The sequence below is a fragment of the Biomaibacter sp. TOL genome (assembly GCF_059717795.1).
The window spans coordinates 1,089,235-1,115,365 of record NZ_AP046092.1 but is presented as its reverse complement, the minus strand read 5'-3'; the positions used below and the strand labels follow the sequence as shown (position 1 = coordinate 1,115,365).

Below are 26,131 nucleotides of genomic sequence, written 5' to 3'. Positions count from 1 at the left end.
CATGAAATTTAAAACCGTAGCAGAGGCATTTAACTATTACAGGAACCACAGTTTGGCTGATATTGAGAAAAGAGCCAAGGAAATAGGCCAGCTTATCGATACCGATCCCAATGCAGACATTGAAAGCCTAAATATTGAGCTTGAAGGGCTGAAGGAAGCCAAAGCAAATATTGAGGAAAGAAGCAAAAATCCCGGGACCGGTTTTAATCCCATTACCGGCATGGACTTCCAGGTAAGGGATCGGATTCCTGAAGGCGATATTTTCGCAAGCAGGGAATACCGGACCGCATTTTTCAAGACCCTTTTAGGCCAGAAACTAACCGATATTGAGCAGAGAGTCTTTAATAAGGCAAAAGAGATTATGGAAACCGAAAGAAGGGCCGATGCCTTCAATACCGTTTCAAATTCCGCAGCAGTTTTACCTGAAACTACACTGAATGAAGTAATATCAAAGGCCAGGAAAATGGGCGGCTTGATTTCCGTATGCAGAAGCTTTAATATACCTGCTAACCTTAGTGTGCCCATTGGAACACCTTCAAATAAGGCAAGCTGGCATGTGGAAGGAACTGCCGTGGCAAGAGAAAGTATTGATACTGCCAGCGTGAAGTTTTCACCTTACGAGATAATCAAAATTTTCTCTATGTCGGCAAGAGTCCAGGCAACCAGTATACCGGCTTTTGAGAGTTATATTACCGATGAGCTTACCAATACCGTCATGGAAACAATAGCAGATGCTTTGGTAAACGGAACCGGAGTTAACCAGGGCACCGGAGTATTGACCGGCATTACCTGGGATGCAACAAACAGCTTTACCTTTGCTGTAGATGGAGCACCCACATATAAAGACTTCACCAAGATGATGGCGATGCTCAAAGCTGGCTATGCTGCCGGGGCCAAATTTGCCATGAACAATGCAACCCTTTATAATCTGGTTTATGGCATTGTGGATACGACCGGTAGACCAATATTTATCACAGATCCCAAGACCGAAGGCATAGGTTTTATCCTAGGGCGACCTGTGGTAGTTGATGACAATATCCCCGATGATACGATCCTTTTGGGAAACTTCAATTACATGGGCTACAATATGCCTAACGGCATACTGATTGAAATGTCAAGGGAAAGCGGATTTACCAGCGGCTTGATTGACTACAGGGCACTTGCAATTGCAGATTGCAAGCCGCTGGTGACAGAGGCCTTCGTGAAACTCTCAAGGGCCACAGTGTAAGGAAATGATGGTGGGCGGAGTTAAATTCCGCTCACCTGACTTTTAAAGCGAGGTGAGAAGATGATACTCACATTGGAAGAAGCCAGAGAAGCATTAAGGATAGATGGTACTGATAACGATATAATAATCATACCCTTGTTGGATGCTATACCTTCATATCTGGAAACTACAACGGGAAGGAACTGGGATACAGAACCTATCCACCCATTAGCAAAGACAGTGGCACAATTCCTTTTACAGCTATGGTATAACCCACAGAGTGAGGATACTGAAAGGTTAAAGAAGACCATTGACAACCTGCTAACAGCATTGACGGCAATAGCAAGGAGTATGTAAACTATGGCGCATGATTATGCTAAACCCTTCTATAACAGCAAGGAATGGATTAAGTGCAGAGATGCTTTCATGGAGAGTAAGCACTACATTTGCGAACGATGCGGCAGGCCAGCAGTGATATGCCACCATAAGAAGCATATCACACCGCAGAACATAAATGACCCTGACATAACACTGAACTGGGACAACCTGCAGGCTTTATGCATTGATTGCCATAATGTTGTTCACGGGAATAGTATGGTATGTATGGATGGCTTAAGCTTTGACAGTGAAGGAAATTTAAAATATACCCCCCGGGGGCATGAACCGAGCGGCGGCCCGCAAAACCAGCGGCCCACCTCTGAAAACCTCCACACGAGTTTTGTATTAAGGGAGAGTAGTAATTATTATCATTAATGTTAATAATGATAATTATTCGCAATAATGAAGGTGATTTTGATGAAGTTGGATAATACTTCCAAAGAGATGAAGGAACTTAAAAAAATATTGAAGCAGATTCCCAAAGATAGGCAGGCAATAGCCCAAAGCCTTTATGATGAGCTTGAATTCATGCAGCAGACCCTTGCTAGATTAAAGGAACAGGTGTTAGCCGAAGGTCCCACAGCTATGTTTAAGCAGGGCAAACAGGAGTTTTTAAGGGAACACCCTGCCCTGAAAGGCTATAATACCACAGTGCAGCGATACAGCCTTTTATACAAACAGTTAGTTGATTTACTGCCGCCGGCAGCGCAAACACAAAAGGATGCTTTACTTGAATTCATAAAGGGGAAATAACCCATGAACTATATCCTGCAGTACTGGGACGGCATACAGAGCGGCAAATATACCGTATCAAAAAGAGTTTATAAACAATACAAAAAACTTGTAGAAGAAATAAAAAACCCGGGCAGGTATGTGTTTGATGAAGCCAGAGCAAACAGGCCAATTGAGTTTATAGAAACTTTTTGCAAGCACAGCAAGGGCGAATGGGCCGGAAAGCCGGTAAAACTGGAGCTATTCCAGAAAGCTTATATATCCGCATTGTTTGGCTTTATAGATAAAGAAACGGGCCTCAGGCGGTACCGTGAGAGCTTGTTTTATGTGGCCAGGAAGAACGGCAAAACAACCATGATGGCTGGCATAGCGGCTTATATGATGATTGCGGATAACGAACCAGGCAGCGAGGTATACAGTACAGCGACCAAGCGCGAACAGGCCCGCATACTGTTTGACGAAACCCACAACATGATTAAGCAAAGCCCAGAGCTTTCCAGCCACATAAAGAAACGCAAGAGCGATTTATATTTCCCTCTCACCATGAGCAAATTCCAGCCATTAGGAAAGAACTCCAACACCCTGGACGGCCTCAATGCTCATTGCGTGATAATGGACGAACTCCACGGAGTGACGGACAGAAATTTATACGAAGTTATGAAGCAGAGCCAGAGTGCAAGGCGGCAGCCATTACTTATAATGATTACCACCGCAGGGACCGTCAGGGAGTGCATATTTGACGATATATATTCCTATGCCTGCAATATAGTTGATGGAAACTTTGAGGACGACAGCTTTTTACCTATCCTTTACGAACTGGATGACAGGGAAGAATGGCTGGACTTTACGAAGTGGGAGAAGGCCAACCCGGGCCTGGGGACCATTAAGAAAGTGGATGATTTAATACGAAAGGTGGAAAAGGCCAAAAAGGACCCGAAAGAAATTTCCGGCTTATTGACAAAGGATTTCAACATAAGGGATACGGTAAGCAGTGCATGGCTAACATTTGACGATATAAATAACGAGGAAACCTTCGATATAGAACAATTCAGGGGGGCCTATGCTATTGGTGGGGCGGACCTATCAATCACAACGGATCTGACATGCGCCACTCTCTTGATGATGGATAAAAACACCCAAAAGCGTTATGTTCATCAAATGTATTGGCTGCCCAGCGATAACTTTGAAAAACGTGTTCAGATGGATAAGATTCCGTATGATAAATGGCTGCAGCGGGGCCTTTTGAGGCTATGCAACGGAAACAGTATCAATTATTCGGACGTCACGGCCTGGTTTTTAGAGATGGTAAATGATTATGGCATAACACCTTTATGGATTTACTACGACAGCTATTCAGCCAAGTATTGGGTAGAGGAAATGGAGGCCCACGGCTTTAAAATGGTGAGGTGTATTCAGGGAGCCAAGACATTAAGCCTTCCAATGCAGATGATGGGTGCCGATTTAAAAGCCAAAAAGATAAATTACAATAATCACCCGATACTTAAATGGTGCCTCACAAATACCGGAGTGCAGACAGACCGGAACGGCAACATAGTGCCGGTGAAGAACCAGGCTGCCAAAATGCGAATAGATGGCATGGCCTCAATGCTGGACGCATATGTGGGATTATTTGAACACTACGAAGAATTTTTGAGGGCGTTATAAGGAGGTGGGCTTTAATGGCAGTGCACATCAAGGACAAGAAAATTACAATATTAAAATTTGCAGAAACTCAAAATGAATTGGGCGAGATTATTCAAGAATGGATTCCTCTACCTGGCGGGGAAAATATCTGGGCCTATTACCGCCAGGCGTCGGCCAATGAATTTTTTGGAGCTGCCCAGGTGAATTATAAAGTGGAGGCCATATTTGAGATTAACTGGCGAAACGACATTGACACCACCATGAGGATAAGATACAAAGGCAAGGATTACAACATAACCCGCATTGATGACTTGGAAGGCTATAAAAAGGACCTGAAAATTTATGCCTATGCCGTAAATTAGGAGGCGGGGACATGCTTGATAAAGAAAAAGCCCTAAAAGCTCTTGATGATTTTCGGGGAGAGATAGAATTCATGTATGACACCTTTAAAGGCCAATACATGACCAGGGACGACATGAAAGAACTTGCAAAACAGGTTTTTTATGCCATATACAATATCATAGAGGCCGTCAAATGACAACCAACGAAGAACTTTTAGCCCAGTATCGAAAGACCGGCGACAAAGAATTAAGGGACCAGCTTATCCTGCAAAACATGGGCCTCATAAAAAAGATAGCAAACAGATATTTCCTTGATGGCCGGGCAGACTATGACTTTGAGGACCTTGTACAGGTGGGAGTAATCGGACTAATGAAGGCTATCGACCTTTTTGATCCAAGTTATGGCGCAAAGTTTTCAACATATGCGGGAATGTGGATTCGCCAGGTTATTTCAAGGTCCCTTGAAGGATGCGAAAACTGGATATCCCTTCAGGAACCTATAAAAGGGAGCAAAGAAACCGGCGACGGCTTAAACCTTGAAGACACTATAGCAGACCCAAGAGACATTATACAGGAACTTGAAGAAGAAGTGACCTTTTCTCAGATAGCATTGACCTTAAGGAAAGTATTGACCGATCTACAATATAAAATCTTTATTTATCGGGCAGCAGGTATGACCTATGCGGCCATAGCCGAGAGATGCGGGATATCCTTAACAAAAGTCAAGCAGGAAATTGTTAACAGCCGCCATAAGTTTTATAAGCCCAAAATGCGGCTGCTTTTGAGGGAATGGCTGGACCATGAAACAATATTCTACAGATCACCCACCTGGGACCAGCCAAAAGCCGGAAAAACATATAAATTTTCTTCTATTGTAGAAGATGCAGTCCTGAAAAGGGAATATCTCATCGAGAAGCTTACAGAAGGGGCCTTCGATTAGATCTATTGAAGGGATGGTTATTTTAACCACCCCCACTTTTTTTATGAAAAATTAAATAATGGTGACGATATTTAAGCTTTTATGTGACAAGATTATTTTTTTATTATCACCAGCCAAAGCCAGTATTCATGCGGTTTGTAACGGTGTGACAATCGTGACGGGTATTTTCTAAACTTTTCTATAGAAGCAAAAAAAAGGGGCCTGAATTATATTCAGACCCTTTATAAGGCCCTGTGTTTAACGCAGGACCCAGATGTAGGTATCCGTAATTTACGGACCCCTTGCCTTATAAAGGTCCTAAGTTTAACTGACGACGAATTCCGTCGGCAGTCCCGACGGAAATCGTCAATTTGATTTAGCTTTAAAAGGTCCTAAGTTAAACTTCGTACGAATTTCGTACCATAGCTTTAAAAGGTCCTAAGTTAAACTTAGGACTTCGTAAGGTATCGATAAGTTATCGACCCCTTTCGTATGAATTTCATACAAAAAAAGCCTCCGCATTTGAGTTATACGGGGCTTTTTTGCCCTGTAGGCATAAAACTATTCACTGGATGAATTTCCTTCCAATAAACGGCTTATTTCCGATTCGGAAATGCGCCACAAATCACCGATTTTCACGGCTTTAATTTTCCCTTCACGAATCCATATATAAACCGTATTTACTTTGATTTTTAGCTTATCAGCTACTTCTTTAGGTGTATAGTAATTTTCCACGTTAATCCCTCCATAATACTATATTAACATAGGTAATATTAAATATCAATAAAAAGCTATTGACATTATTCACATGATATACTATACTAAATAATAGTAAATAATAATAAATGATAGTATATAATACAAAAAAGAGGTGATAAGGTATGATGATGCTTGAGAATCCGAGAGAGCTTGCCAGGCAGGACTACATCAAGAGCGTTCAAAAGCTGCTGAGGCGTATAAGAAAAGATTCCCAGGGGCTTGATATTCCAACACTGCAGCAGCTTGAAGCGGACCTGCATTATTTAATCACTCACAAATATAATTCCGATTGAAGGAGGTCCTTTGAATGGATTATCCAAGCATAGTCAAGACCAGTATAGCTGAACTGCTTGAAGACAACCGTAATTGTTTTCAAAAGGAAAAATACAACAAAGATGAATTTTATAGAGGCTATTTCACCGGCTATGAAGAAGCAATTTCCCACTTGATGGTAAAAATCAATAATAAACTAAGGGAGGAATTTGAAAATGAGAAAAGTCAACGTATATGATGGTGATGAAATTATTGGCAGAGTAGAGTATAATTCAGATCTTGATATGTGGGATGGACATAACTGGCAGAATGGAGACACCGGGAAGCATTTAGGCATAACAAGGCTTAAGGATGGCCGGTTTGTGCTGATACATGGGTCCGACTGGCAGGGCGAAAGGGATTATGCGGAGGTAGTGAGCGATAGCGAGGCCCTGCAGGCTATACTGGAGTCCGGAAATGATGAATTACTAGAGAAATACTTCCCTGAAAAAGCCAAAGAACTTGATAGCATAGAGGAAGGGGGAAATTAAAATGCTATTACCGGAAATACGAGTATACGATACTGATAAATTCGGCCCTAACGGAAGCCAGGCCCAATTATGCATGCCGGTGCCTGGTGGAGACCTTGAAAAGCCGGTATTAATGATAACCAAAAGCTTGACGGATGATATTTTAAAATTAAGAGAAGTTTATTTAAAGGCAATCAAGGAACTTGAGGAAAGGGAACTGATAAATAATGGCCGGTAATATAGTAAAAGTTAAAAAACAGGCCGCTTGACCTATTGGTTTGAAAAAAAAGGGAGGTTTTTCCATGCCTAGGCAGCGGGGAAGTATTCGGGAAATGAGTAAAGGAACATACCGCATAGCGATATATATGGGGCTTGATGCCAACGGCAAACGAAAATATTATTACGAAACAATACATTGCAAGAATAAAAAGCAGGCCCAGGAATTTCTTACTGCGAAATTGAGGGAATTAGATACAGGTAGCTTAATAGAACCTTCAAAAATGACACTAAATGAATACCTGAATAAATGGATAGATGCAGTATTGAAACCTAGAGTGAGACCGAAAACCTTTTTAAGTTATCTTGATATAATTAATATATATTTAAGACCGAGTTTAGGAGATGTAAAACTAACCAAGATAACACCGCTACTTATTCAAAAAGCATATTCTGATATGTTAGATAAAGGGCTATCGGCCCGAACTATAAAATATGCACATTCTATTTTAAAAAATGCATTAAAACAAGCCGTTAAATGGCAAATGCTGAGGAACAATCCATGCGATAATGTAGACCTGCCAAAGCAGACCAGGCAAGAAATGAAGGTATTGACCCAGGAACAGGCCAAAGTATTTTTAGAGCATTGTCTTTATAACCGATGGGGGATATTATTTGAATTACTATTAACAAGCGGAATGAGGCCAGGGGAAGCATTAGGCCTAAAATGGGAAGATATTGACTGGAAAGGAAACAGGATACATGTAAAACGGGCATTAACAAAAACAAAAGAATCATGGAAATTGGACGAACCAAAGACAGCACATGGCCGTAGAACAATTTTACTACCCAAAAATATTATGCAGGACCTTAAGGAACATAGAAAAGCCCAGGCAGAGGAAAAACTTAAAGCGAAAAAATGTATAAACTACGATAATGACAAGGATAAATTCAAACCGCAAGAATGGGAGGAAATATTAAAAGACCCAGAAATATATATAGATTATGGCCTTGTATTTGCTACAAAAACAGGACGGCCATTGGATGAAAGAAATATTGTAAATAGATATTTTAAGCCGCTTTTAAGAAATGCAGATTTGCCGGAAATAAGGCTTTATGACCTTCGACATACATGCGCTACTTTACTTTTGATGGCTGGAGAAAATCCAAAAGTTGTATCTGAAAGATTAGGACATGCTAGCGTAACGATAACATTAGATACTTATAGCCATGTATTACCGAACATGCAGAAACAAGCTGCCGAGAAATTGGAGGAAATATTATTTTAGTACGCGAAATGTACGCGAACTTATAAAAACTTAATAAAGTTAAAGTGTATTACCTTATAATTCCAAATGGCCTCAAACCCAATATTAACGCACCTTGGAGATATTCAATAAAATTCATTATATATTAATAAAAATTGCTGTTTTTAGACTCACATTCAAGAGGTCGCAGGTTCGAAACCTGCCGCGCCCACCATTTTGAAATAAAGGCTTCCGAAAAACGGTAAGCCTTTGTTTTTTTATAATCTAATGTGAATTCAGTTTGAAAAGATTAATAGACGGGTCATCGAATTTAAATTTTATATCATTAAATATAAAAAATATTAATTAATATATTGAAAAAATAAATTAAAATGGTATAATAAAATCAATAATATTAATATGTAGATTAAATAATTTAAATCAAGGAGGTGACGGCTTGAACGAAGTCATAGGTAGATGTCCCGTATGCAATGAAAAGTTCACGGTTATAAGATTAAGCTGCCCCAAATGCAGCACGGCATTGGAAGGCGAATTTTCTCTGTGCAAGTTTTGCTACCTGACCAGGGAACAAAAGACCTTTATAGAGATTTTCATCAAGTGCAGAGGCAACTTGAAGGAAATGGAAAAGGAACTGGGCATATCCTATCCTACCATCAGGAGCAGGCTGGAAAATGTAATTATGGCTCTGGGGTATAAGGTTGAGGAAGTTGAGGGAAGCACGGTAAACAGGAAAGAAATACTCGAAAAGCTGGAAAAGGGGGAGATTTTGCCTCAGGAATCAATTAAGCTATTGAAAAACAGATAGGGTTGCGTGAAAAAAATTTGTAATGCCTTTAGGCGCAATTAAAAAGGAGGAATCATCATGGATGAGGAAAAAATGAGCATTTTGAAGATGATTGAATCGGGCAAGCTTTCAGCCCAGGAAGGAGCAGAGCTTCTTGCAGCTCTGGACCAAAGACCGGCGGAGGTGGATTCTTCCGGAACTAATGTAAAATGGCTCAGAGTCAGAGTATACGACCTCAAGACGAACAGGCAAAAAGTCAATGTAAATATCCCGTACAGTCTCGTTAAATTCGGACTGAAATTCGTCCCCAAGGAGCATATGAAAGATATCAACATGGATGAAATAATGGAAGCCGTAAAAAGCGGCGAACATGGTAAAATGGTGGATGTAACCGATGAAGAAGAAGGAGTCCATGTGGAGGTAATGGTGGAATAGTTTTAATCCTCCGCCTCCAGGCTGTATATAAAAGCCAGGATTTCTGCTGCGGCTTTATAAAGCTCCGGTGGGATTTCCTGTCCTACGTCAAGCCTCACCAGGGCATCAGCCAGCACCGGATCCCGGTAAATGGGTATATTATGCTCCTGTGCAATTTCAAGCATTTTTTGAGCAATTTTCCCCTCGGCTGCAGCCATTACTCTGGGAGCGGCATCTTGTCCCGCTTCGTATTTGAGGGCAGCGGCTTTTTTTATCTTTCCGGCCAAATCAATATTCTTATATTCCATATAATCACATCCTGAAACTGATTCGGTTATACCCGCAGATTTATGCCCGGCGAAAAGCCGGAGGCTTCAAGGTCCTTTAAAAAGAAATCCCGCTTCGAAACTTTCCCCACCTTCATTTTCAATGATTTTAACAGGCTGCCGGCTTCAGGGCCAAGATCGGCTACAGCCTTTCGGGCGGCTTCCATGCCCTTTCTTTCTTCAAAGGTGAGCGAGGCCGCGGTGGAACTCCCGGTTTGATAGATTTCAGCCAGGACCGGCCCAAGAGTCCCGGTTTCAACTATGAAGCTTAAATGGAACAAAACCCTGCCGCTCTTGGATTTAGAACCGCTGGATACTCTGAAATAAACTGTTTTATATCCCGGAAGGGGGAGAGCAAAGTAATATATATTATCGGAACTTGCTTCTTTATATATCAGATTAAGAGCCTTGAGAGCAAGGTTTTTTAAAGCGTCGGATGTATCCTGAGCGAAATTGGGATGTTCATTGTTATTTGCAATGCCGGCCAGCAAATCGGATACTATCGAAAGCCTTTCTTCGGTTGCGGGAAGATTCAATTTTGACAGGAGTTTGAACGCTGCCCTGATTTCGGCGGAGGAAAGCTGTTTTGAAAGGACAAGCGGCTCATCCTGAATACCTTTTGCCCAGGTGTCGGTATTTATGACCTTTAATATCAGTCGTGAAGGAGCCGATTCAATTACTTTAAGCCTCAAAAGATTTCCCGGCTCAAGGTTCAGGTCCGATTGCGCAAAAATTTCCAGGCCGTTTATATCGATAATATAACCGCCGTCGACATTCTGCAACACCGTGGCAGTTAAAACTTCACCCTGCAGCAGATTGTTTTGCAGCAGTACCGGGTATGGTAAATTTACCTGCATATCCCATCACCTTGCAATCTACATTGGGGATATTCCTCCGTCTCCCGCAGTATTATTGGGGACACTCCTCCGGCTACCCCAGATGCATACCCCAGAAGAGGAGGTGTATCCCCTAACCTATTATACCAGATATAGACAATCTGCAACAGACTATCTATGGAGGAATACTAATAACAAAAATAACAAAGCGGGTGAAATTGCCGGTGGTACCGGTAGCTCCGGTTACTGCGTCGACCTGGGACGCATCCTGCTTTTCCAGAAATGATTTTACAAGGGCTTCAACAGCTTTATTCGGCGCCATTTTTTGTTTTAGCTTCCATGTTTAATGTAAAAAATAATAATCAAACATATCGCGAAAAACGGCAGAAGGCGTACAATAAATTAAACACTTCCGCCTTTTCTTAAATATGCGCATCTTGGTGAAAAGATTATTCCTAAAAAATGATTGAAAATGATCGAACTGTATTGTATAATTATACAAAATATAGTATAATTATAAATAATATATTTCGGGAGGTTTTACTTTGGACGGTCGGCTTGTTCTTGAAGATGGGAGCGTATATGAAGGAAAAATATTCGGGGCTGTTGACTGTGCAAAAGCCGTAACCGGGGAAGTCGTTTTTAACACCGGCATGACCGGGTATCAGGAAATACTTACCGATCCATCTTATGCTGGCCAGATGGTGGTACTCACATATCCTTTGATAGGAAATTACGGGATATCTCCGGTTTTTTCGGAATCGGGCAGAATATGGGCAAGGGCGTTGATTGTGAGGGAGAGTTATTTTACTGACAGGAAAAGCTTTGCTTTGCTTGACGATTTTTTAAAGAAGTATAAAGTGGCAGGGATATCGGATATAGACACCCGGAGCCTTACAAAGCGCATAAGGTCTCATGGGACCATGAAAGGATATATTCAGACTGAAGGATTGCGCGGTTCTTCGACGGAGGAACTACAGAATACGCCGGAAGAGGAAGGCAGTCTGGTAAAGCAGGTTACGACTGAGCGCACATACAGGTTGCCGGGCAAGGGCCCGAGAGTCGTGGTCATGGATTTCGGCGTGAAGAAAGATATATTGAAGCGGTTAAATTTTTTGGGTGCCGATGTGATGGTGGTCCCCGCTTATTCTGATGCAAAATATGTATTTTCTCTAAAGCCGGACGGCATCTTACTGTCAAACGGGCCGGGGGATCCGGCGGATGTTCCGGAAATAGTTGCAACCGTAAAAAAACTTCTGGGCAGGGTGCCGATTTTCGGCATATGCCTTGGTCATCAACTTCTGGCGCTCGCTCTGGGTGCGGAGACATATAAACTTAAATTTGGCCACCGAGGAGCCAATCATCCGGTGGTAGATATTGAAACCGGTAAGACAATAATGACTTCGCAGAATCATGGGTATGCGGTACGAGAGAAAGATTTACGGCGGTTAGGACTGGTGGTTACACATAAGAATTTGAACGATGGTACTGTCGAAGGACTCAGGCACAGGTATTTGCCGGCCTTTTCTGTGCAGTTTCATCCTGAAGCTTCTCCGGGACCGCTTGACAGCAGTCATCTTTTTGAAGAATTTTTTGAAATGATGCTGAGGAAGAAAGCTGAAGAACAGGCCATATAAAATTGATTATGGCATAGATGTGAAGCAACCAGCGAAATTGCCTTTTTACACCCGAATCAATATTAAAGAAAAACAATGTAATGCGAACGATAAGAGCGAGACGCTAAAAATCGTTCGCATTTATATTGACAGTTTTTTTTTAATCTGGTAATATAATTTCGTGATTTCAATATATTTTTAAACCCTTTAAGCATAATAATTAAAGAGGGGGTTTTTCAATTGAAGGAGGAGATTTCTATTTCAGGCGCTTCCAGCAGTTTTCTTGAAAGATTTTTTAATCTGTCGGAAAACGGCACCAACGTCAGGACTGAGGTTCTGGCAGGAATAACTACATTTGTCACCATGGCTTACATCCTGCTCGTAAACCCGCTGGTACTTAAAGATGCTCATCTGGATCAGGGGGCCGTATTCATGGCCACCGCACTGGCATCGGCATTATCGACGCTTTTCATGGGGCTTTATGCCAATTATCCCTTTGCACTGGCTCCGGGTATGGGACTCAACGCCTTTTTTGCTTATGTAATGGTTGGCAAAATGGGCCTCGCATGGCAGACGGCTCTGGGGGCGGTATTTCTTTCGGGCATTATAGCTGTTGTAGTGACGCTGACGGGACTTCGGGAATTATTGATTAAAGCCATCCCCCTTCCGATGAAGCATGCGGTAGGCGCCGGCATAGGCTTATTTATCGCATTTATCGGGTTTAAAAACGCAGGAATAGTTGTCAGCAATCCTTCCACCTTTGTCGATTTGGGGAACTTTACTGATCCCAAAACTCTGCTGGCGACTATCGGCCTCGTAATCATGGCGGTTCTGGTGGCCCGGGGAGTAAAAGGCGGAATTCTGCTCGGAATCATAATTACTACCATCATAGGAATCCCCATGGGCGTCACCAAACTGCCGGCGTCGATAGTTTCCGCTCCGCCAAGCATGGCGCCGGGGCTTTTCAAGCTAGATATTATGGGTGCCCTTAAGTTCTCCATGTACCCCGTTATATTTTCGCTGTTTTTTGCAGACCTTTTTGACACCATAGGCACTTTTGTTGGTGTGGCCAGCCGCACAGGCATGATCGATGAAAAGGGCAACCTCAAGAGGGGGAACAAGGCGCTGTTCGCCGATTCGCTGGGCACGGTCATCGGTTCACTGCTCGGCACCAGCAATACCACCACATATGTGGAAAGCGCAGCGGGAGTGAGCGTGGGCGGCAGAACAGGGCTTACCTCAGTGGTAGTGTCGTTATTATTCATCGCCAGCATAATCTTTTCGCCTATTGCTCTAGCGGTTCCGGGAGAGGCTACGGCTCCAGCGCTTATTATAGTAGGTATTTTCATGGCCAGCAGCCTGAATGAAATAAGATTCAACGATTTCTATGAAGCCTTTCCTGCATTTTTAACCGCAATCCTCATGCCCCTTACATTCAGCATATCTCTGGGGCTTTCGGTAGGCTTCGTGGCATATGCCGCATTAATGCTGCTTTCAGGAAGAGGCGACAAGGTCCACTGGATGATGTATGTCCTTGCAATAACCTTTGCGCTTTACTTTGCGTTTATAAGATAACCCAAAAATAAAATTTGTGAAAGCCGCAAAAAGATGCGGCTTGATTTTTTTTGTAAATAATGATAGTCTATTTAACGTAAACATATGCGTATACAATATGGACAAAGGGGGTTGTTTGCATAAAAAGAACAAAATCTTAAAGAATGCTGTATTGGTTTGCGAGATACTTATTTATCAATTATTGGGGGAGGAGATTTTCAATGAAGATCGGCAGCATCAAAAAGTTGATGATAATCTCGGTCGTTTTTTTGTTGATTTTTTCGGCTCTTTTGGCCGGATGCGGTGGTAAACAGGCCTCGGATGCTGGAAAACCCGCAGAATCGGGGCAGCAGGCTTTCGACTCCGGCAAATCGGGTTCTGCAGCCTCCGGTGAATCTTCGGGCGATGTCATAAGAGTAGGTGTGTATGAGCCTATGACCGGCGCCAGCGCGGCCGGCGGTCAGATGACCGTGGAAGGCATCAATCTGGCCAATGAAATGTTCCCTGAAGTTCTAGGAAAGAAAATAAAACTATTTCTGGTCGACAACAAGACGGACAAGACAGAAGCTGCAAATGCGGTATCACGTCTGATACAGCAGGACAAGGTGAGCGTGATTATCGGTTCTTACGGCAGTTCCCTTTCTATGGCCGGGGGACAGGTAGCCAAGGATGCCGGAATTCCGGTGGTGGGTTGCTCACCAACAAACCCGCTGGTCACCCTGAACAACGACTATTATTTCAGAGTGTGTTTCATTGACCCATTCCAGGGCAAGGTAATGGCAAAATATGCTTATAACACTCTCAAGGCAAAAAAGGCGGCCATCATCATGGATGTGTCCAATGATTATTCGGTTGGCCTTTCGAACTTCTTCAAGCAGGCCTTTGTGGAGCTTACCGGCGATAAAAACGCCATCGTAGCAGAAGCCAAGTACAAAACCGGCGATCAGGAGTTCACCGCACAGCTCACCGGCATAAAAGACCTCAAACCGGATGTGATTTTTGCTCCGGGCAACTATGGCGAATCTGCGCTTCTCATAAAGCAGGCGAGGGATCTTGGCATTAAGGCGCCGTTTTTAGGCGGCGACACATACGAAGCTCCGGAATTCATACAGATAGGCGGTAAGGCCGTTGAGGGAGTGGCCTTCAGCACCCATTATACCGCGGAAGCTCCGGTGACCGAAGTGTCAAAACAGTTCTTGGATGCTTACAAGCAAAAATATGGAAAAGAGCCCACGGCTTTTGCAGCTCTGGGTTTTGACGCATACCTTGTAGTAAGAGACGCCATAGAGAGAGCGGGTTCTGCAGAACCCAAGGCCATCAGAGATGCGCTAGCAAAAACCCAGGACTTTAAAGGGGCCACAGGCATCATTACCCTTGATCAGAACGGCGATGCCAATAAGAGCGCTGTCATAAAGCAGGTCAAAGACGGAAAATTTGTATATATAGAAACTATTCAACCCGATAAGTAAAAGCCGGGGGCAGCACCGGATGAACGTTCAACTTTACTTTCCATATTCCGGTGTTGCCCTCGTGAATTTATAATACAAAGAAGGGATCTATTGTGACTTATGAGCTTTTTTTACAGCACCTCATCAACGGTATTTCCCTTGGAAGCCTTTACGCTCTTATAGCCATAGGGTATACCATGGTGTACGGCATAGTCAGGCTCATTAATTTTGCCCACGGCGATATAATAATGCTTGCGGCGTATTTTGTGTTTTTCGGGGTGGGTCTGTTTCACATGCCATGGTGGCTTGCGGCCATTTTTTCCATAGTTCTCACCGCACTGGTGGGTATGGGGATAGAAAAGGCGGCTTACAAGCCGTTGAGGGATGCTCCAAGGATTTCCATACTGATTTCTGCCATAGGGGTTTCGTTTTTTTTGGAAAACTTCGGAATCGTGGTTTTCGGAGGGCGTCCCCAGGCCTTTTATTCCCCGGAAGTTTTCCAGAGAGTAATCAAGCTGGGGAATGTTTCTATCATAAGTCTCGGCATTATTATACCGATAATAGCCATTACCCTTCTGCTGGGCCTGGTTTATGTCGTAAATAACACCAGGACCGGTATGGCAATGAGGGCCTGTTCCAAAGATATAGATACCGCAAAGCTGATGGGAATCGATGTGGACCGCATCATTTCCTTCACCTTTGGCCTGGGGTCTGCCCTGGCTGCCGTAGGAGGCATCATGTGGGGGCTTAAATATCCTCAGCTTCACCCTCTTATAGGAATTATGCCGGGCCTCAAATGCTTTATCGCCGCTGTGGTGGGAGGTATCGGCAATATCCCTGGAGCCATGCTGGGAGGATTCATCCTGGGCCTCGGGGAAATACTCCTGGTGGCTTTTTTGCCTGGACTTTCAGGGTACAGGGATGCCTTCGCCTTTGTCATACTGATATTGATACTGCTTTTCAGGCCCACCGGCATCCTGGGCGAAAAAGTGGCTGAGAAAGTGTAGGTGACGGGATTGAAAAGCATTACAAAGATTATACTGTCTATAGCCGCTATTCTTTTATTTTTTGTTTTTTTGTACTGGGCTCAAAAAAACCTGGACCCGTATAAAGTCAGGATTTTGAACCTGTGCGCCATAAATATAATCCTTACACTGAGCCTGAATCTTACCAACGGATTCACAGGGCTTTTTTCTCTGGGGACGGCGGGTTTCATGGCTGTGGGGGCGTATGTTAGCGCGCTTTTGACCATGCCTTCAGATATCAAAACCATGAATTTTTTCATGGTCCCCATAAATCCAATTCTGGCTGATTTGCACGCGCCTTTTATCGGGGCACTGATACTCGCAGGCCTTGTTTCAACCGTTGTAGGATTTCTGATAGGAGCTCCGGTGTTGAAATTAAAGGGCGACTATCTTGCCATAGCGACACTGGGTTTCGGCGAAATAATTTCCGTCGTATTCACCAACACCCAGACCATTACCAACGGGGCGTTGGGGCTCAAGGGCATTCCACAATATACCAATTTATACTGGAGCTGGGGAGCGGCCATTATAGTCATCATAGGCCTTATGATGCTTTTGAATTCCAGCTACGGCAGAGCATTCAAAGCCATCCGGGAGGATGAGACGGCAGCCCAGGCCATGGGTATAAACCTTTTCTATCACAAGCTGCTCAGTTTTTCCATAAGCGCTTTTATTGCAGGCATCGGCGGAGCGCTTCTGGGCAACCTGATTTCCACCATAGACCCGACCATGTTCCGGTTTTCTCTGACCTACCAGATTCTCCTCATGGTGGTTCTGGGCGGAATGGGGAGCATAACCGGTTCCATAATATCCGCTTCCATAATGACGGTGATAATGGAACTTTTGAGAGTGGTGGAATCTCCCATGAATTTTGGTTTTATAAATCTTCCGGGCATTCCGGGCATGAGGATGGTGGTTTTTTCGGTAATCCTCGTTGTGGTGGCGCTTTTCATGAGGCGGGGCATCATGGGAGAAAAGGAGCTCACATGGGATATGCTGTTTAGAAAGGGGGCCGGCCGTCGTGAATCTGCTGGAAGTTAAAAACATTACCATAAAATTCGGCGGTCTCACCGCTGTGTCGGACTTTTCGCTTTCTCTGAAAAAGGGTGAAATAGTGGGATTAATAGGCCCCAACGGTGCCGGAAAGACGACAGCGTTCAACGCTATAACGGGGATATATAAGCCCGCATCGGGCGGCATAAATTTTAGCGGCAAAGATATTACGGGCATGCAGCCCGACAAAATAACAAAACTGGGCATAGCCAGGACATTTCAAAACATCCGCCTGTTTTCAAATCTTTCAGTGCTGGAAAATGTGCTGGTCGCCCATCATCTGAGGCTGAAATCCTCATTTGCGGCGGCTATGCTGCGCCTGCCGGGGTATCTCCGGGAGGAACGAGCCATGCGAAAGGAAGCTGAAGAACTTCTGGGCAGCCTGGCCCTTTCCCGGTTTATGGATGAAAAGGCCGGGTCCCTTCCATATGGACAGCAGAGGAGGCTGGAAATAGCCCGGGCCCTCGCCACCCACCCCAAAATCCTGCTCCTGGATGAACCGGCGGCGGGCATGAACCCCAGAGAATCCCATGAGCTTATGGAATTCATTGAAGAAATAAGAGATAAATTCGACTTGAGCATTTTCATGATAGAACATCATATGCAGGTGGTGATGGGGATTTGCGAACGCATACTGGTGCTAGATCACGGCGTCACCATAGCCGAAGGCAGTCCCGAAGATATCCAGGGCAATCAAAAGGTCATAGAAGCCTATCTGGGGGTGGAAACGGATGCTTGAGATAAAGAATCTGAATGTAAGATACGGAGGAATTCATGCGGTAAGAGGCATCGACATGAGCGTCAAGGAAGGCAGCATCGTCACTCTTATCGGAGCAAACGGCGCGGGAAAGAGTTCCACCCTGAGAGCAGTATTGAGTCTAGTGAAAAAGACGGGGACCGTTTCCTTTATGGGAGAAGACATAAGCAGGCTTCCCACCAGGGAAATAGTGAAAAGGGGTATTTCCATGGTCCCCGAAGGACGCAGGGTCTTTGCGGACCTCACCATTTACGAAAACTTGGTGCTGGGGGCTTACATCAGGAAAGACGAAGACGGGGTGAAAAAGGACATCGAATGGATATATTCGCTCTTTCCCCGACTGAAAGAGCGAGAAAAGCAGCTGGCGGGCACCCTTTCAGGCGGCGAGCAGCAGATGCTGGCGGTGGGAAGGGCACTCATGTCAAGGCCGAAGCTGCTGATGATGGATGAGCCATCGCTGGGGCTCGCTCCAATTCTGGTGGGAGAGGTATTCAGGATAATCCGGAAGATTCATGAAGAAGGGGTGACAATTCTGCTAATCGAGCAAAACGCCAGAATGGCGCTCAAAATCGCCGATTACGCCTACGTGCTGGAGACCGGCGCAATCACCCTGACCGGCTCCGGGCAGGAACTCCTGCGGAATGAGCAGGTCACCCGGGCGTACCTGGGAGGCGCAACATAATGGAAGATGGAGGTGTCAGGGAAGCTCTTGAAATCTACATTAAATAGAGTAGAAAAAAAGAAACTTTATAAAAGGCGCAATCAGAATATATCTTGACCTTTGAATTCAAGGCCTCGATGTTTCGGATATTGAAAATGTGGTGGGCATTGAAATCGTTCGAGGTGTGGAAGAGATAATAAAGTTTTCCGAAAAAAGGCGAAATAATACCAATAGGAGTTATGCAAAAACAAAATGCAAAAGAAGTTTAGACTTACGGGGTGCTCTGCGGCATCCCGTAAATCTTATAACCCAAAATACTTTACTACTTGAACATGCCGTCCCTTTTGCGGGTAGTCATGATTTCATCGATGCACAGCAGGATTAAAGGCATCCCGATGGGTATCATGGATATGGCGGCCGCCACCACTCCGGAATCGTTGAAAAGGAAGGCAGCTGCTGTCCCTATGATACCCGCCACGAACCCGAGATAAAGGTGCCTGTGGCGGCGGAATATTTGTTTGAGAATTCCCACCGGCCAACTGAAAAGCATTCCCAGGACCGCCATTATAGCGATGAGCGCAAGAGTCCAGTTGCTGTATCTTATAAGCTTGTAATTCATAAGAAGCTTTCTTTTGAAAATCAAAAGCAAGGCGGCAATGCTGCTTTGCCTTATCAGGGCGCCGGTCTGGCCGATGTGGGATTGGGCGTCCTGAGGTCGCATACTGTCATAGATGAAAAGACAAAGCAGCAGAATTACCAGGCTTACGCCGATTTTCAGAAGATCCGCTGAGGATATCTTTCCTTTGAATAAAAGTACTGCGGAAGCGCCGAACCCGACAAGAGCAGCCATAGCCCCTCCCACATTTGTGCCGAGGCCCGGATGGGCGAGGGTGAAAAGCACGACGGTATAAAAGGCTATACTGAAAAGCTTTGCTGTTTTTTCATGATGGCGAAACTTATCCACTATGGCCGCAGTGCCGATAATGGTCGAGCCCAGCAAAAGCCCCATGTATTCGTTGCCGATGCCATAGAATCTCGCACCTCCGACAGGATCGTATCCGAATATGGACACTTTCATAAGAGGATTGCCCAGGCAGGTATCCAGAATAATGAGCAATGCGGAGCCGAGCAGGCACACGGCGAATATGCTCAGATTATCTTTTAAAAAATATGAAAGCGAAGCGACGGATATTGCTACAAGCAGCAGAATGCCCAGAGCCAGCCTCGGAGCGTTCCAGGGTTCAAGAAGCGGCAAAATCAGAAAAAGCCCCGGCGCAATCATAATCGCCACCAGCAGGTGCCTGAGATATATCAAGTATTTTCTGGCACATAAAATAAATATTACAGCCAGGATGAGGCCTGCCACTATAATACTAATAAATGTTTTGACAACAGCGGGCCTGATTTTATAGTTAAACACCGTGATGGCGTTTAATCTGTAAATGTATTCCACAGGGCCGGCTATATTTTTATAGATGAATTCATGGCCGGTCATGGATGGGTCCCGTGGAATGCCGAAATAATTGAGCACCTGTGAGGCAACGTCCGTGTTTGTGATGATGCCGTCCCTTTTGGTGGTGGGGGAAGTCAGGATGGTTCCGCGTACGGCATCTCCGTAGGCTATAACCGGCGTAAGTTTTCTGCCTGCCGCGACATCCGCATATGAAGGAAACGGCGTCACCAGCATGAAAAGAGTGTTTTTATCCATTTCGGCCAGGATTTTTCCGAGAAAATCGTCGGCTCTGTGGAAGATTTCCCGTTTGGCTCTTGAATACATGTCGTCGGAAAGGCCCGAGTATTTGTTGAGACGGTAGGAATCGCCCGATTGTATTACTATGAAGTCGGCACTATCCTTTGCCTCCACGAAAGCCCTGTACAGCGCGGTGTAATCAGTCCTTATTCCAAAGGGGCTCATGGGGTCTTTCATGAGCAATCCGGCGTCCACCCGGCCGAAGTCTGTGATGCCGTCGCCGTTCATAGTTATCAGTGCCGCATTCGCGCTTATTTCATCCATGCTTTTGCTCTCATTGCCGATGACAGCGGTTTTTAAGCCGTGTTCATTTAATAGTGAACCCAGAAGCCCTATCCTGACGGGGTGGTTTAACTTCTGGTTGTTCCGCAGGATGTCAATGATATCGATGTTGGCTATGTTGAGTTTTTCCATTTTTCTTCCGGTATTTCTCAAATAAATTTCATGTACCGGCTCGCCGGAAAAGACATCATTGTCCCCTCCGGAACAGCTTCCCTGGGGGGAGCTTACGGCGTAACTTCCGGCGCCTATGGTGGCATAAGCGTTAGTGGCGTTGTAAGGGCCTCCCGAATTGGTGTTCATCAGCCCAAGAGCCCCGTTTTTCAATAAAAATTTAAAATTTTTTCCGCCAAATTCCGCCATATCTTCATAGTTTATGTTGTCCATTATAAACATGACGATTTTTTTTTGCGGGGCGCCGGAAGCGGAAACGATTGCCGTATTTAATGGCGAAAGACTGATAATAATAAGAAGTAGAAAAATACGTCGGAGCATTTTCATATTCTTCATCACATACCTAAAAAATCGTTTAATGCCATTATACCAGCATAATCGGCTGATTGCAACGAATATGGAGGACGGCTTAAGTTTACATTGACGATTTTTCTGGTAAAATAAATGTAGGTGTTGGACAAAATGTATATTAAGGGCATCGCAAAAGTCGATCATAAAACTAAAAATCTGGTCAAAAGGTTAAATGCCGGGGATATAGCGGTGATAGACCATGAAGATATCGACGAAGTGGCGGCCATGGGTCTGGTGGCGGCGAAAGTCAGGGCGGTGGTGAACGCCGCAAAATCCATCACCGGAAGATATCCCAATCCCGGCCCGGATATCCTTGCCAGGGCCAATATTCCGATAGTGGACCATGCCGGGGAACAGGTGATGAGGCTCAGAGAAAACAGCGAAATTTCCATAACCGGGGATGGTAGGATATTTTGCGATGGCAGGCTTATTGCCCGGGGCGAAATGCTTACCATGGAGAAAATAGAAAAGATTATGAAGCTGGCCAGGATGAATATGGAAAATTCCCTGGATAAATTTATCGATAACACTCTGGAATATGCGAAAAAGGAAAAATATCTCATTATGGGCGGGGTCGAAATACCGCAAATCCGGACGGACATTAAGGGAAAGCATGTTTTGATTGTGGTGAGGGGCAGCAACTATAAAGAGGATTTAGCGGCCATCAGGACATACATTGCGGAAGTAAGGCCGGTGCTGGTGGGTGTAGACGGTGGAGCGGACGCCATCATGGAATTCGGGTACAGGCCGGATATTATCATCGGCGATATGGACAGCGTTTCCGATGAAGCTCTCAAAGCCTGCCGGGAGATAGTGGTGCACGCATATCCCGACGGCAGGGCGCCGGGATTGAAGCGCATTGAGGAACTGGGGCTTTCTGCGCATGTCTTTAAAGCCCCCGGCACCAGTGAAGATATAGCAATGCTGCTAGCTTATGAAAAGGGAGCTGATTTGCTGGTAGCAGTGGGCACCCATTCCAGCATGGTCGATTTTCTGGAAAAGGGCAGGAAGGGCATGGCGAGCACTTTTCTGGTGAGATTGAAAGTGGGGTCAAAACTTGTGGATGCGAAAGGCGCCAGCAAGCTTTACAATCAAAAAATGAGGCCTTTTTATGTGGTGGGGCTGCTTACCGCGGCAATGTTTCCCGTAATGGTCATATCATTGACTTCCCCGCTCATGCAGAACTTTTTAAAGCTTCTGGAACTCAGAATTCGCATGCTGATAGGTTATTAAAGGGGATATCGCAATGCTGATCAATATTAAATATCTTGTAATAACGGTCATATCCATCTTTCTTGCCATGAGCATTGGAATATTCATGGGGGCTCAGCTGGATTCCCAGAGCATAGTCGTAAAGCAGCAGGAGACCCTTATTTCGAAAATAGAGCAGCAGTTTGACGAACTCAGCAAAACCAATGCCGCCATGGAAGATGAAATCAAGAGTTTAAAGGATTTGAACTCGTTGAACGAAACATATATAAAAAACATTTTTCCCGATTATATTAACGGCAAACTGACGGGAGCCGTTATAGCCGTCATAAAGACCACGGAAGATTATGATTTTGGCGATGTGGAGCGGGTCCTGGAGATGGCCGGAGCCCATATTCCAGCGGTGATAACCGTGACAGACAGACTTATGGAAGCTGGCGGTGACGAATTGAATAACTTGATGAACTATTTTGGCGCCGCAAAAAATCAGGACGCTGGCAACCTTATAGCTCAGAAAATCATCGAAGCTCTTACCCATGGCAAAACTCAGGACCTGGAATATTTGCAGCAGGTTGGGTATATTGAAGCTACCGGAAATTTTGATGGTGCGCCGGGTTATGTGGTGATATGCGGCGGAAGCAAAGAAAAGACTGCAAAATGCGAGACGCTTGATATACCTCTGATCAAAAGTCTCAAAGGCCTGGGATTGACAGTGGTGGGGGTGGAGACCGGGGGTGCGGCGAACTCCTATATGGAAATCTATAAAAAGCAGAAGATATCCACAGTAGACAATGTAGACACCGTCATAGGCCAGACTTCGCTGGTGCTGGTCCTATCCGGAAAAGCCGGGAATTTCGGCGTGAAAAGCACCGCCAAAAGCCTCATGCCGGAGCTGAGCAAGGAGGAAGAAAAGTGAGAATATCGGTGCTGATACCGGCCTTCAATGAAGAAAGCAATATTGAAAGCACTTTGCGAGGGCTTGCGGCTTTTAATGAAGATTTTTGCGGCAGGTGGAACCTGGAACTGGAAACACTTGTAATCGATGACGGCTCTGCCGATAAAACCTGCGAAAAAGCGGCAGGAAGCGGAGCCCGGGTTATAAGGCTTGAGAAAAACCTGGGCAAGGGCGGCGCCCTGCGGCAGGGGATAAAGAGCGCGACCGGCGACATCATTGTGTTTCTGGATGCTGATTTGAGGGAAACTTCGCGAGAAGTGTACAAATTGATAGAGCCTATACTGAACCATAAGGCAGATGTGACCATAGCGAAGTTCAAGCCTGTGCAGGGCAGGAAAGGATTTGGACTGGTGAAAGCCCTGGCGCGCTGGGGTATAAAGTTTTTTACAGGCAAAAGTGTTTCGAGCGGGCTTTCAGGCCAGCGGGCCTTTCGCCGAGAGGTGCTGGAGGCCATCGGCAGCATCCCCTACGGCTACGGCCTGGAGGTGGGAATGCTGATTGATATATTGAAAAAAGGCTTCTGTGTGATGGAAGTGGATGTAGACATGCGGCATGATGTGACCGGCAGAGACCTGAAGGGATTCCTGCACCGGGGCAGGCAGTTTGCCGACATATTGAAAGTGCTGATTTCAAAGTTCGGGAGGCGGGGGGCTGTTGCTTAAAATCGGTTACGCTGCGGTTATTTTTTGTTTTTCAGTCCTGGCAGGCTATTATGCGACGCCTCTTTTTATTGATATATTTTCGAAGGGGCAGGCTCTTGCGAAAAACTTCAGAGGCGAAACCATTCCTCAGGGCATAGGCATCATGTTCGCACTTTACACCCTGCCGTGGTATGCTGTATTTCTGCCGGTATTAAATCTCTATTCACTGCATGAAATATCTTTTGAAATGCTTATCGTTATGACCGCTTTTTTTGCTGTGGGTTTCACGGGTTTTATAGACGACATGCTGGGCTCGAGGGATACCCTTGGTTTTTCGGGCCATTTCGGCGCTCTTTTGTCGGGCAGGCTTACAACGGGGGCTTTGAAGGCAGTGGTTGGGTTTCTTGCGGCTTTCATGACGAGCTTTTTTTTGTCGTACGGCGCGACCGAACTTATGGTGAACACCCTTATTATCGCTTTTTTTACAAATCTGCTGAACCTGCTGGATCTTAGGCCGGGAAGAGCCATAAAGTTTTACATAATATTAATCGTATTTTTTGCCATTGATGCGGCGTTATCCGGTGACCTGGCTATATTTTTGCTTTTTCTGCCTCTGATGGGCAGCGTGATAGGATACTTCCCCTTTGATTTGAAAGCCCGGTGCATGATGGGGGATGCCGGTTCAAATGTGCTCGGCGTGTCGGCTGGGATTCTGGCTGTTCTGCATTTTGACATGCATGAAAAGATGGTAATTCTTTTGTTTTTAATTGCGATACACATTTTTGCTGAAAAATATTCGCTGAGCGATATCATTGCCCGCAACCGGCTTTTAAGATTCATAGACGAACTCGGAAGATAGGCTGTTTCTGGAGCGTGTTTTGATTGATAAGTTTCAAAAAAGGCAGAGTAAAGCAGATTGTCGGAAAATACAACAACTGTACGGAAATAATAGTGGCTACCCCGGATGGAGAGTCAAAGGCGGTAAATTATGACTTTCTAGCAGGAGAGGTCAAAGAAGGCGACGAGGTAGTAATAAACACCACAGCGGTCGACTTGAAACTCGGCAGCGGCGGAGTGCACTTTGTGGTTTCGATAAGCGGCAGGGAAAGCGAAACCTTGGGGTCGCAGGGGAAGGGCCATATCATGAAGCTGCGGTATACTCCCCTTCAATTCAGCGTCCTTTGCGCTGAGGAACAGCAGAGCCCGTACCACGAGATTTTCGACAGTTTTAAAAGCTTAAATTCCATGCCGGTAATAATAGGTGAACTCCACAGCATGCTGCTGCCCGCCGTATTCAACGTAAAGCGGCGAAACCCCAAATTGAGGATATCTTATATAATGACCGATGGCGGAGCGCTGCCTCTGGATTTCAGCAGGAGCATTTCATACCTGAAACAGAGTGGACTCATAGAAGGAACGATAACATACGGCCAGGCCTTCGGCGGAGATCTGGAAACCGTCAACATCTACACCGCTCTTATAGCGGCCCGCGAGATACAAAAATCCGATATTGCCGTAGTGACCATGGGCCCGGGCATCACCGGCACCGGCACGCGCTTCGGTTTTTCCGGCATCGAACAGGGCCCGATTATAGATGCAGTAAACACGCTGGGAGGATGCCCGGTGTTCATCCCTAGGATAAGCTTTGCCGAAAAAAGAAGCCGCCACTTTGGCCTGAGCCATCACAGCATAACCGTGCTGGCCAGGATATCCAAAACACGCGCCTGTGTGGTGGTACCGCATATGGATGAAAGCAAATTTGAATATGTGATGTCTCAGATTAAGCAAAACAAAATCGAAAGGCAGCATACGGTTGCTGTAGTAGGAGAAATAAAAGCCGTTATGGAAAACATTACTTTTTATGATAATAACAGGTTAGGGGACACACCTACTTTTCCGGGGCGGGAAACCTCGGAAGGCGGAGGAATATTCCCGATAAAAATGACCACAATGGGAAGGGACATTAAAGAAGACCCGGAATTTTTCCTGGCAGCCGGAGCTGCCGGGTATTATGCAGCTGGCCTTTTTGAAGATCGGCGGTGAGCAAGACTA

The 26,131-nt window shown here is 45.1% G+C and carries 32 protein-coding genes; 27 read left to right on the top strand and 5 right to left on the bottom strand.

Annotated features, from left to right (window positions below):
- The first annotated feature begins 1 nt into the window (after nucleotide 1).
- Genes AC6I1H_RS05615 through AC6I1H_RS05580 form a run of 8 tightly spaced genes read left to right on the top strand, consistent with a single transcriptional unit; the run spans nucleotide 2 to nucleotide 5,242 of the window.
- On the top strand, nucleotides 2-1,228 hold the full coding sequence (locus AC6I1H_RS05615; RefSeq protein WP_497739990.1) for a phage major capsid protein: 1,227 nt from the start codon (nucleotides 2-4) through the stop codon (nucleotides 1,226-1,228).
- A gap of 60 nt (nucleotides 1,229-1,288) precedes the next feature.
- Complete coding sequence (locus tag AC6I1H_RS05610) at nucleotides 1,289-1,564, top strand: head-tail connector protein (protein ID WP_497739988.1); 276 nt, start codon at nucleotides 1,289-1,291, stop codon at nucleotides 1,562-1,564.
- A gap of 3 nt (nucleotides 1,565-1,567) precedes the next feature.
- Nucleotides 1,568-1,960: an HNH endonuclease gene (locus AC6I1H_RS05605; RefSeq protein WP_497739987.1), complete on the top strand. Its 393-nt coding sequence runs from the start codon at nucleotides 1,568-1,570 to the stop codon at nucleotides 1,958-1,960.
- A 42-nt stretch (nucleotides 1,961-2,002) separates the two neighbouring features.
- A complete protein-coding gene (locus tag AC6I1H_RS05600; RefSeq protein WP_497739986.1) occupies nucleotides 2,003-2,338 on the top strand; it encodes a hypothetical protein in 336 nt (111 codons plus the stop codon).
- A 3-nt stretch (nucleotides 2,339-2,341) separates the two neighbouring features.
- Nucleotides 2,342-3,982, top strand: coding sequence for a terminase large subunit (locus tag AC6I1H_RS05595; protein WP_497739985.1), 1,641 nt, complete (start codon nucleotides 2,342-2,344; stop codon nucleotides 3,980-3,982).
- 14 nt (nucleotides 3,983-3,996) lie between these two features.
- Nucleotides 3,997-4,323, top strand: a complete 327-nt coding sequence (locus AC6I1H_RS05590; protein ID WP_497739984.1) for a phage head closure protein — start codon at nucleotides 3,997-3,999, stop codon at nucleotides 4,321-4,323.
- 11 nt (nucleotides 4,324-4,334) lie between these two features.
- Entirely contained in the window at nucleotides 4,335-4,499 is a 165-nt protein-coding gene (locus AC6I1H_RS05585) for a hypothetical protein (RefSeq protein ID WP_497739983.1), read from the top strand.
- Complete coding sequence (locus AC6I1H_RS05580; RefSeq protein WP_497739982.1) at nucleotides 4,496-5,242, top strand: sigma-70 family RNA polymerase sigma factor; 747 nt, start codon at nucleotides 4,496-4,498, stop codon at nucleotides 5,240-5,242. The genes AC6I1H_RS05585 and AC6I1H_RS05580 overlap by 4 nt, the downstream gene beginning before the upstream one ends.
- A gap of 540 nt (nucleotides 5,243-5,782) precedes the next feature.
- Here AC6I1H_RS05580 and AC6I1H_RS05575 read toward each other — a convergent pair.
- Nucleotides 5,783-5,956 (bottom strand): helix-turn-helix domain-containing protein, encoded by a 174-nt coding sequence (locus AC6I1H_RS05575; RefSeq protein WP_497739981.1) that lies wholly within the window; start codon nucleotides 5,954-5,956, stop codon nucleotides 5,783-5,785.
- A gap of 146 nt (nucleotides 5,957-6,102) precedes the next feature.
- Between AC6I1H_RS05575 and AC6I1H_RS05570 the strand changes: the two genes are divergently transcribed.
- From AC6I1H_RS05570 to AC6I1H_RS05540, 7 genes are all read left to right on the top strand, one after another.
- Entirely contained in the window at nucleotides 6,103-6,273 is a 171-nt protein-coding gene (locus AC6I1H_RS05570) for a hypothetical protein (RefSeq protein ID WP_497739980.1), read from the top strand.
- Between the two features lie 14 nt (nucleotides 6,274-6,287).
- On the top strand, nucleotides 6,288-6,491 hold the full coding sequence (locus AC6I1H_RS05565; RefSeq protein WP_497739979.1) for a hypothetical protein: 204 nt from the start codon (nucleotides 6,288-6,290) through the stop codon (nucleotides 6,489-6,491).
- Nucleotides 6,469-6,783, top strand: a complete 315-nt coding sequence (locus tag AC6I1H_RS05560) for a hypothetical protein (protein WP_497739978.1) — start codon at nucleotides 6,469-6,471, stop codon at nucleotides 6,781-6,783. The genes AC6I1H_RS05565 and AC6I1H_RS05560 overlap by 23 nt, the downstream gene beginning before the upstream one ends.
- Nucleotide 6,784: 1 nt before the next feature.
- On the top strand, nucleotides 6,785-7,000 hold the full coding sequence (locus AC6I1H_RS05555; protein WP_497739977.1) for a hypothetical protein: 216 nt from the start codon (nucleotides 6,785-6,787) through the stop codon (nucleotides 6,998-7,000).
- A 64-nt stretch (nucleotides 7,001-7,064) separates the two neighbouring features.
- Nucleotides 7,065-8,267, top strand: a complete 1,203-nt coding sequence (locus AC6I1H_RS05550) for a tyrosine-type recombinase/integrase (protein ID WP_497739976.1) — start codon at nucleotides 7,065-7,067, stop codon at nucleotides 8,265-8,267.
- Between the two features lie 415 nt (nucleotides 8,268-8,682).
- Nucleotides 8,683-9,051, top strand: coding sequence for a DUF2089 domain-containing protein (locus AC6I1H_RS05545; protein WP_497739975.1), 369 nt, complete (start codon nucleotides 8,683-8,685; stop codon nucleotides 9,049-9,051).
- A gap of 57 nt (nucleotides 9,052-9,108) precedes the next feature.
- A complete protein-coding gene (locus AC6I1H_RS05540) occupies nucleotides 9,109-9,465 on the top strand; it encodes an SHOCT-like domain-containing protein (RefSeq protein ID WP_497739974.1) in 357 nt (118 codons plus the stop codon).
- 2 nt (nucleotides 9,466-9,467) lie between these two features.
- On the opposite strand, the gene AC6I1H_RS05535 is transcribed toward AC6I1H_RS05540, so the two are convergent.
- The 3 genes from AC6I1H_RS05535 to AC6I1H_RS05525 all read right to left on the bottom strand — a co-directional run bounded on the left by AC6I1H_RS05535 (nucleotide 9,468) and on the right by AC6I1H_RS05525 (nucleotide 10,928).
- On the bottom strand, nucleotides 9,468-9,752 hold the full coding sequence (locus AC6I1H_RS05535; RefSeq protein ID WP_497739973.1) for an EscU/YscU/HrcU family type III secretion system export apparatus switch protein: 285 nt from the start codon (nucleotides 9,750-9,752) through the stop codon (nucleotides 9,468-9,470).
- 26 nt (nucleotides 9,753-9,778) lie between these two features.
- Nucleotides 9,779-10,627, bottom strand: coding sequence for a S1 domain-containing protein (locus AC6I1H_RS05530; protein ID WP_497739972.1), 849 nt, complete (start codon nucleotides 10,625-10,627; stop codon nucleotides 9,779-9,781).
- Nucleotides 10,628-10,781: 154 nt separating this feature from the next.
- Nucleotides 10,782-10,928: a hypothetical protein gene (locus AC6I1H_RS05525; protein ID WP_497739971.1), complete on the bottom strand. Its 147-nt coding sequence runs from the start codon at nucleotides 10,926-10,928 to the stop codon at nucleotides 10,782-10,784.
- Between the two features lie 223 nt (nucleotides 10,929-11,151).
- Here AC6I1H_RS05525 and AC6I1H_RS05520 point away from each other — a divergent pair, with 223 nt between their 5' ends.
- The 7 genes from AC6I1H_RS05520 to AC6I1H_RS05490 all read left to right on the top strand — a co-directional run bounded on the left by AC6I1H_RS05520 (nucleotide 11,152) and on the right by AC6I1H_RS05490 (nucleotide 18,741).
- Complete coding sequence (locus AC6I1H_RS05520) at nucleotides 11,152-12,243, top strand: carbamoyl phosphate synthase small subunit (RefSeq protein WP_497739970.1); 1,092 nt, start codon at nucleotides 11,152-11,154, stop codon at nucleotides 12,241-12,243.
- Nucleotides 12,244-12,462: 219 nt separating this feature from the next.
- Complete coding sequence (locus tag AC6I1H_RS05515) at nucleotides 12,463-13,797, top strand: NCS2 family permease (RefSeq protein ID WP_497739969.1); 1,335 nt, start codon at nucleotides 12,463-12,465, stop codon at nucleotides 13,795-13,797.
- Nucleotides 13,798-13,997: 200 nt separating this feature from the next.
- The gene (locus AC6I1H_RS05510) at nucleotides 13,998-15,245 is read left to right on the top strand and encodes an ABC transporter substrate-binding protein (RefSeq protein WP_497739968.1); all 1,248 of its coding nucleotides are present in this window, start codon (nucleotides 13,998-14,000) and stop codon (nucleotides 15,243-15,245) included.
- A 92-nt stretch (nucleotides 15,246-15,337) separates the two neighbouring features.
- Nucleotides 15,338-16,231 (top strand): branched-chain amino acid ABC transporter permease, encoded by an 894-nt coding sequence (locus AC6I1H_RS05505; RefSeq protein ID WP_497739967.1) that lies wholly within the window; start codon nucleotides 15,338-15,340, stop codon nucleotides 16,229-16,231.
- Between the two features lie 9 nt (nucleotides 16,232-16,240).
- A complete protein-coding gene (locus AC6I1H_RS05500) occupies nucleotides 16,241-17,290 on the top strand; it encodes a branched-chain amino acid ABC transporter permease (protein WP_497739966.1) in 1,050 nt (349 codons plus the stop codon).
- Nucleotides 17,271-18,041 carry an ABC transporter ATP-binding protein gene (locus AC6I1H_RS05495; protein ID WP_497739965.1) on the top strand — a complete coding sequence of 257 codons (771 nt, stop codon included), beginning with the start codon at nucleotides 17,271-17,273 and terminating at the stop codon, nucleotides 18,039-18,041. Before AC6I1H_RS05500 ends, AC6I1H_RS05495 begins: the two co-directional genes overlap by 20 nt.
- Complete coding sequence (locus AC6I1H_RS05490; protein WP_497739964.1) at nucleotides 18,034-18,741, top strand: ABC transporter ATP-binding protein; 708 nt, start codon at nucleotides 18,034-18,036, stop codon at nucleotides 18,739-18,741. Before AC6I1H_RS05495 ends, AC6I1H_RS05490 begins: the two co-directional genes overlap by 8 nt.
- A gap of 301 nt (nucleotides 18,742-19,042) precedes the next feature.
- Here the strand turns inward: AC6I1H_RS05490 and AC6I1H_RS05485 are convergent, their stop codons facing one another.
- Nucleotides 19,043-21,244, bottom strand: a complete 2,202-nt coding sequence (locus tag AC6I1H_RS05485) for a phosphoglyceromutase (RefSeq protein ID WP_497739963.1) — start codon at nucleotides 21,242-21,244, stop codon at nucleotides 19,043-19,045.
- Between the two features lie 141 nt (nucleotides 21,245-21,385).
- Between AC6I1H_RS05485 and steA the strand changes: the two genes are divergently transcribed.
- The 5 genes from steA to AC6I1H_RS05460 are packed head-to-tail and all read left to right on the top strand — an operon-like array spanning nucleotide 21,386 to nucleotide 26,122.
- Nucleotides 21,386-22,507, top strand: coding sequence for a putative cytokinetic ring protein SteA (steA, locus tag AC6I1H_RS05480; protein ID WP_497739962.1), 1,122 nt, complete (start codon nucleotides 21,386-21,388; stop codon nucleotides 22,505-22,507).
- A gap of 13 nt (nucleotides 22,508-22,520) precedes the next feature.
- On the top strand, nucleotides 22,521-23,399 hold the full coding sequence (locus AC6I1H_RS05475; RefSeq protein WP_497739960.1) for a copper transporter: 879 nt from the start codon (nucleotides 22,521-22,523) through the stop codon (nucleotides 23,397-23,399).
- On the top strand, nucleotides 23,396-24,100 hold the full coding sequence (locus tag AC6I1H_RS05470; protein ID WP_497739958.1) for a glycosyltransferase family 2 protein: 705 nt from the start codon (nucleotides 23,396-23,398) through the stop codon (nucleotides 24,098-24,100). Before AC6I1H_RS05475 ends, AC6I1H_RS05470 begins: the two co-directional genes overlap by 4 nt.
- Nucleotides 24,093-24,938: a glycosyltransferase gene (locus AC6I1H_RS05465; RefSeq protein WP_497739957.1), complete on the top strand. Its 846-nt coding sequence runs from the start codon at nucleotides 24,093-24,095 to the stop codon at nucleotides 24,936-24,938. Before AC6I1H_RS05470 ends, AC6I1H_RS05465 begins: the two co-directional genes overlap by 8 nt.
- A 23-nt stretch (nucleotides 24,939-24,961) precedes the next feature.
- On the top strand, nucleotides 24,962-26,122 hold the full coding sequence (locus AC6I1H_RS05460) for a DUF3866 family protein (protein WP_497739956.1): 1,161 nt from the start codon (nucleotides 24,962-24,964) through the stop codon (nucleotides 26,120-26,122).
- The last annotated feature ends 9 nt before the right edge of the window (nucleotides 26,123-26,131 follow it).

Excerpts from the sequence above, each read along its gene's own strand:
- AC6I1H_RS05565 (WP_497739979.1), top strand. The coding sequence starts at position 6,288 with ATGGATTATCCAAGCATAGTCAAGACCAGTATAGCTGAACTGCTTGAA.
- AC6I1H_RS05510 (WP_497739968.1), top strand. The coding sequence starts at position 13,998 with ATGAAGATCGGCAGCATCAAAAAGTTGATGATAATCTCGGTCGTTTTT.
- AC6I1H_RS05490 (WP_497739964.1), top strand. The coding sequence starts at position 18,034 with ATGCTTGAGATAAAGAATCTGAATGTAAGATACGGAGGAATTCATGCG.
- AC6I1H_RS05590 (WP_497739984.1), top strand. The coding sequence starts at position 3,997 with ATGGCAGTGCACATCAAGGACAAGAAAATTACAATATTAAAATTTGCA.
- AC6I1H_RS05530 (WP_497739972.1), bottom strand. The coding sequence starts at position 10,627 with ATGCAGGTAAATTTACCATACCCGGTACTGCTGCAAAACAATCTGCTG.
- AC6I1H_RS05555 (WP_497739977.1), top strand. The coding sequence starts at position 6,785 with ATGCTATTACCGGAAATACGAGTATACGATACTGATAAATTCGGCCCT.
- AC6I1H_RS05475 (WP_497739960.1), top strand. The coding sequence starts at position 22,521 with ATGCTGATCAATATTAAATATCTTGTAATAACGGTCATATCCATCTTT.
- AC6I1H_RS05595 (WP_497739985.1), top strand. The coding sequence starts at position 2,342 with ATGAACTATATCCTGCAGTACTGGGACGGCATACAGAGCGGCAAATAT.
- AC6I1H_RS05535 (WP_497739973.1), bottom strand. The coding sequence starts at position 9,752 with ATGGAATATAAGAATATTGATTTGGCCGGAAAGATAAAAAAAGCCGCT.
- AC6I1H_RS05600 (WP_497739986.1), top strand. The coding sequence starts at position 2,003 with ATGAAGTTGGATAATACTTCCAAAGAGATGAAGGAACTTAAAAAAATA.
- AC6I1H_RS05605 (WP_497739987.1), top strand. The coding sequence starts at position 1,568 with ATGGCGCATGATTATGCTAAACCCTTCTATAACAGCAAGGAATGGATT.
- AC6I1H_RS05610 (WP_497739988.1), top strand. The coding sequence starts at position 1,289 with ATGATACTCACATTGGAAGAAGCCAGAGAAGCATTAAGGATAGATGGT.
- AC6I1H_RS05615 (WP_497739990.1), top strand. The coding sequence starts at position 2 with ATGAAATTTAAAACCGTAGCAGAGGCATTTAACTATTACAGGAACCAC.
- AC6I1H_RS05550 (WP_497739976.1), top strand. The coding sequence starts at position 7,065 with ATGCCTAGGCAGCGGGGAAGTATTCGGGAAATGAGTAAAGGAACATAC.
- AC6I1H_RS05570 (WP_497739980.1), top strand. The coding sequence starts at position 6,103 with ATGATGATGCTTGAGAATCCGAGAGAGCTTGCCAGGCAGGACTACATC.
- AC6I1H_RS05560 (WP_497739978.1), top strand. The coding sequence starts at position 6,469 with ATGAGAAAAGTCAACGTATATGATGGTGATGAAATTATTGGCAGAGTA.
- AC6I1H_RS05485 (WP_497739963.1), bottom strand. The coding sequence starts at position 21,244 with ATGCTCCGACGTATTTTTCTACTTCTTATTATTATCAGTCTTTCGCCA.
- AC6I1H_RS05540 (WP_497739974.1), top strand. The coding sequence starts at position 9,109 with ATGGATGAGGAAAAAATGAGCATTTTGAAGATGATTGAATCGGGCAAG.
- AC6I1H_RS05525 (WP_497739971.1), bottom strand. The coding sequence starts at position 10,928 with ATGGCGCCGAATAAAGCTGTTGAAGCCCTTGTAAAATCATTTCTGGAA.
- AC6I1H_RS05580 (WP_497739982.1), top strand. The coding sequence starts at position 4,496 with ATGACAACCAACGAAGAACTTTTAGCCCAGTATCGAAAGACCGGCGAC.
- steA (WP_497739962.1), top strand. The coding sequence starts at position 21,386 with ATGTATATTAAGGGCATCGCAAAAGTCGATCATAAAACTAAAAATCTG.
- AC6I1H_RS05585 (WP_497739983.1), top strand. The coding sequence starts at position 4,335 with ATGCTTGATAAAGAAAAAGCCCTAAAAGCTCTTGATGATTTTCGGGGA.